Annotated in this window: 3 protein-coding genes and 2 pseudogenes; 2 read left to right on the top strand and 3 right to left on the bottom strand. The window is 60.0% G+C overall.

What is annotated here, in order from left to right; genetic code table 11:
- Positions 1 to 221 precede the first annotated feature (221 nt).
- Positions 222 to 1,871: pseudogene (locus ASF41_RS24260) on the top strand (ISL3 family transposase).
- A gap of 246 nt (positions 1,872 to 2,117) precedes the next feature.
- Here ASF41_RS24260 and ASF41_RS25225 read toward each other — a convergent pair.
- Both ASF41_RS25225 and ASF41_RS24255 read right to left on the bottom strand, forming a co-directional pair.
- Complete coding sequence (locus ASF41_RS25225) at positions 2,118 to 2,786, bottom strand: hypothetical protein (protein WP_156653394.1); 669 nt, start codon at positions 2,784 to 2,786, stop codon at positions 2,118 to 2,120.
- A gap of 284 nt (positions 2,787 to 3,070) precedes the next feature.
- Positions 3,071 to 3,840, bottom strand: a protein-coding gene (locus tag ASF41_RS24255) for an IS5 family transposase (RefSeq protein ID WP_156653393.1) whose coding sequence is annotated in 2 segments (ribosomal slippage) — positions 3,071 to 3,525 and positions 3,525 to 3,840 — 771 coding nt in all. Because the reading frame shifts where the segments join, the coding sequence is not laid out codon by codon here.
- 62 nt (positions 3,841 to 3,902) lie between these two features.
- On the opposite strand from ASF41_RS24255, the pseudogene ASF41_RS24250 reads away from it, so the two are divergent.
- Positions 3,903 to 4,217: pseudogene (locus ASF41_RS24250) on the top strand (IS3 family transposase); the annotation flags it as partial.
- Positions 4,218 to 4,275: 58 nt separating this feature from the next.
- Here the strand turns inward: ASF41_RS24250 and ASF41_RS24245 are convergent.
- The gene (locus tag ASF41_RS24245) at positions 4,276 to 4,770 is read right to left on the bottom strand and encodes an acyltransferase (RefSeq protein WP_407067303.1); all 495 of its coding nucleotides are present in this window, start codon (positions 4,768 to 4,770) and stop codon (positions 4,276 to 4,278) included.
- Positions 4,771 to 4,921: the final 151 nt, after the last annotated feature.

The raw sequence follows: 4,921 nt of genomic DNA, 5'->3' as shown, positions 1-4,921 counted from the left end.
ATATCCTCAAGCATAGACATAAAACGATCCGAACCCGGGACCGTCAGAATCCCCCATCGCAATCAACCCGGGAAGGGCGGCTCCAGACACCGCTTACCGTAAAACTTGCGCTCAGCGAGGACCAGTTTGCGGCTCTTCACCAAGTTTGGTGGATTGGGTTGGTGGGGGGATGCCGGAAGGTAGCCCCTGGCTGAACCGTGCGGGGACTCTCAGATCGGGGTATGACCCTTCTCTGTCACATCCCCGGTTGTCGCCTTCTCGACGTAACGCGTGAGGAGAGCACGGCCCTTCGCATTTCCGCTCAAGCGAAGCGCGATCATGCCCGTTGCCCACGCTGTCGTACGGTCAGCCGGTCGGTGCATAGTCGCTATCACCGGCGTCCCACCGACCTGCCGACGAGCGGTCAGGAGGTGCGTCTGACCCTGACGATCCGACGTTTCTACTGCCACGATCCTGCTTGCGCCCGCCGAACCTTTGCCGAGCGTCTGCCGGGCCTCCTCGACCGCTACGCTCAGAGAACCTGCCGGCTGGCCGATGCCCAGGTTCGGACCGCCCTGGCGCTCGGTGCCACACCCGCCGCCCGGCTGCTGCCGCACCTGGCGATGCCCACCAGTGCCACGACGCTGCTGCGGGGTATCCGCAAATGCCCGCTGCCGACCGGATCTAAACCGATCATCGTCGGTGTCGACGACTGGGCTCTGCGCAAAGGCCGAACCTATGGCACCATCCTTGTCGATCTCGAACGCCGCCGTCCCATCGATCTGCTGCCGGATCGTTCGGCCTTAACGCTGGCGACCCGGCTCCGGCGCGACCCACAGATCCAGGTCGTGGCACGGGACCGCTCGACCGAATATGCGCGTGGGACCGCCATGGGGGCGCCCGATGCAGTTCAGGTCGCGGATCGGTGGCATCTCCTGCTCAATACCCGACAGATGGTCGAGCGCTGGCTCGCCCGCGTCCATCCGCGTCTGAAGCTGTTGCCGGCCGCGGCCCCGTCATCGCCATCGATTCGGCGCGTCACGCCCTACCCGCGCGCACCGTCGGAGATGCTCGCGCGGGCCGCGGCCCGCGGTCGATGGGAAGCGGCCCATGACAACGTGCGTCGCCGCCATGCGGAAGGACACTCGCTTCAGCGCATCAATCGCGAGACGGGCTTGGCCCGCGCCACGGTGCGCAAGTACGCCTTCGCCGCGAGCTTTCCCCGGAACGGCATGCGCGAGCCGAAGCCGAGCATGCTCGATCCTTATCTCGGGCATCTGCATGGCCGCCTCGATGAGGGCTGCGAGAATGCGGAGCAGCTCTGGCGCGAACTTAAGGGTATCGGCTTTGCCGGCACCTCGAAGCAGGTGCATCGCTAGTTGTCCGAGCGGCGCGCAGGCCCGGCTGGAACGACTATCCGGTCGTCGCCAGCACTGACCGACACCCGTGTTGTGACCTCCACCGCATCGCCCCTGGTCTCATCCAAGCAGCTGTCCTGGTATCTCCTGCGTGAGCCCGAAGACCTCGGCCCTGAGGCGGCCGCGGTCGTCTCGCGTGTCCTGCAGGATACCGAGGCGGCCAAGGTGGTCGATCTCGGCCGCCGGTTCTGCCGGATCGTCCGGAGCCGCTGTGGCCAACAGCCGTCGGGAAAATCAGATGTCACGGCGTTCAATCAATGGCTGGGCGAAGCGCAAACCTGCGGTGTCCGGATCGTCGAGAGCTTCGCTGCTAGCCTCGGTCAGGATAGAGATGCTGTTCAGTCCGCACTGACACTGCCTTGGAGCAGCGGACAAGCCGAAGGCCAGATCACGCGTCTCAAGCTCTTGAAGCGCGCCATGTACGGTCGCGCCAATCTCGACCTCCTACGACGACGGTTCCTCCTCGCAGCCTGATCCACCAAACTTGGCGAAGAGCCAGTTTGCTGGGTCAAGGTCATCTCGTTAGGCAGGTTAGTTACATGTTGTTTAAGCAAGTGTCACCGTCACGGATCCGACGCCAGTCTACGGTGACGAACCATTCACCGGAAGTGGGTACCTCGTTCAAAGTGAAACAAATGGAGACGGTACCTCCAATTTTCGGATCATTGTTGTGAGTACAGGTTCCCCGCAGGCGGCAGTTTTCTACTTGTAGCGACAACGTCAAGGGCAGAAGTCGCCGCTGGGTGGAACGCCAAAGATCGGGTGGCCGATGATCTTCGTGGGGCCTGAAATCGCAAGCCACGACTTGCTCGCGTTCGGCCAGTCGACCCAAACATCCTCAAGGAAAATCGAGCATGGCGGCGATTTAGGAGCCGCCATGTGCAGGACTGCGACCGATTGCTGCTCTCGAAGAGTTGGCTCGTCGCGAAGGTTCACCCGTCTTAGGATGATGAAACGGACCCCGCCTGTCGTCATGATACACTGGTAGGCACTGGCAAGAGTGCAATCCTCGATCAGCAGCACGTCCACGTCAGAGTTATTGTAGACCTGTACCGCATCGCCGTGCACTGTGTCTTGACGTCCATGGATACCAACGATCCGGCTTTTGCGAACAACACACATGTGATGGTTGCCACCGAAGTCGATACCATCCTGTGGTGGGGTACTTCGAACGTCTATCTGGACACCATTAACTTCAGATACGACGGCGGGACCGAACATCTGAATTCGGGAGGTTCCATAATCACCACCCTGAACGCGATAGGAGCGGCCCTGCCCCTTGATGTCGATGTTTCCGGTGCGCTTTCCTTTGGAGGGCATGAACTGCGCGTCGGAGCCTGGAGAAATATCTGGCTTGTGGTAGCCAGGTCGTAGCTGAATCGTTTGCATTGGCATCCTCGGGTGGCATCACGGCTGGATAGCACACGTCTTGGAGCACCTAACAGAACTGTTTGATCTGGTCGAAGGTGATGAGGCCGGCTGCGAGGCTTGTGAAGGCCTTGTAGATGTCGGCGCGTTGCTCGTAGCGGACGGGCAGGTGGCGGAAGCACGTGAACTAGCATTACAGTTGCGTTTCTGCTGAGGTTCTGAATCTCTGCCTCACCATGATTCACGCATCACGGACGCCCGGGATCTCTATCGAGGGGACGCTGGAGTTGTGGGCCTAGGGTGTGTCATCGCTTGAGCCAATCGATGGCGGCGGCGAGGCAGAGGACGTTCATGAAACTGATGGCGGTCTTCTCGTATCGGGTGGCGATGGCACGCCATTCCTTGAGCCTGGCCCAGAGGTGTTCGACCTGATTGCGGTTGTTGTAGATCCAGTCCGGGCATGCGACGGGCGCTTCGTGACGTTGGGGCGGTATCGCGGGCCGCGCGCCCATGTCCCAGATGTGCTCGCGGAAGGCGTGACTGGTGTAGCCGCGGTCCCCGACGACCCACTTGGGCACGCCGGGCAGCTGATCGAGGAGCGGAACCGCATGGGGCAGTTCATGGGCCTGCCCCGGTGCCAGCTGGAAGGCGATGGCGCGGCCCTGCCCGTCGGCGATCACGCACGCCTTGGTGCCATAGCCGCCACGCGAGCGGCCAAGAGCTTCACGAGCGTCTCGCTCGGCCCCAGATCCCCCCTTTTAGAGGCACCGGCTGCCTTCTGGTGCGCGCGTATGTTCGTACCGTCGAGGAACACCATTCCGAGTTGGACGCCCCGTTCCTGCACGAGGCCGAGCAGCCGCTCCCAGACGCCGGCACGGGACCAGCGGATGAAGATCTGCGCTGCCCGCCACCACGGACCCAACTCCTCCGGAATGGCCCGCCATTTGGCCCCGTTCTGATGCCGCCAAAGGATCGCCGAGAGCGTACGCTGCAGATCCTGCGGGGGTGTCTTGGCCTTGGGCCGGCAGGCCTCGACCAGGGGCTCCAGTTCAGACCATTGCGCGTCGCTCAGCATCACCCCTCCTGCATCAGAGAGAGGAAAACGCCAGCGACCCCAATCCGTTCAGGTGACGACAGGCCCTAGTCTGCCATTCCGACCGCGGGTCGCAATACGTCAGTATCCGCTATATCAAGCGTCTCGCCGAGGCAGATATCGAACCCTCCGTCGGTAGCGTCGGCGACTCGTACGATCATGCTCTCGCCCAGACGATCATCGGTCTGTTCAAGACCGAGGTGATCTAACCACGCGGCCCGTGGCGGTCGTTCGAGGCGGTTGAGTTCGCTACCCCCCGATGGGTCAACCGGTTCAATACCCGCCGCCTACTCGAACCCTTCGGAAATATCCCGCCCGCAGAGGCCGAAGCGCGCTACTATGCCCAACCCGAGGCGTAAGCCTTGGCCGCCTAACCCAAACCAAATCCCCTCCGGAAAACCCGGCGCGGCTCAACATCTAATCGAATGCTCCGTCTGCAATAAGACGCTCTTTCGTTTGCTCCGCATCTTTGAAGCGACCATATCTAGTCAGCTCCAATCCTTGCTGATAGATCCGAGCTGGGTTGCCCGCCACAACAGATCCTGCAGGAATGTCTTTAGTTACAACACTACCGGATCCGACAATACAGCTATTCCCAATTTTGACACCGGGTAATATAATACTGCGGGAGCCTATAAAGCAGCATTCACCAATATAAGTATGGAGATAGAGCCCCCTTGTCATATCATGGGCTAAAATAGCTGCGTCAAAAGCGATATAACTGTAAGCGCCAATATGAACGCCTTTCGGGTAGGTCAAGTCAAATCTAGCGCTCAACGAAAATTTTACACTTGAATGAATGTCCATACCCCATACGCGTGTGTAATAAAGCCATTTGGCAAAATTTAATGCCGATCTGATCCTTAAAAATTTGTTAAGCGAGCGCACTTGTGATTGTCCCATGCATATCAAATTGCTGGCCAGAAGACATAATCTAGTGGATGCCGTATTGCTACTAGAAATGTGTCTGGATGTGAGATCTCTTTGGGGTGTGCGACGGCCTGCAGTGCTCGTTTGATGCTGGTGCGATTGGGTGGTTTGTAAGTTGGATTGGCCAGCGCCG

The sequence above is a fragment of the Methylobacterium sp. Leaf111 genome (assembly GCF_001423285.1).
GTDB lineage: Bacteria > Pseudomonadota > Alphaproteobacteria > Rhizobiales > Beijerinckiaceae > Methylobacterium.
The sequence above is the reverse complement of the archived record's forward strand: the minus strand, read 5'-3'. Positions and strand labels throughout refer to the sequence as shown.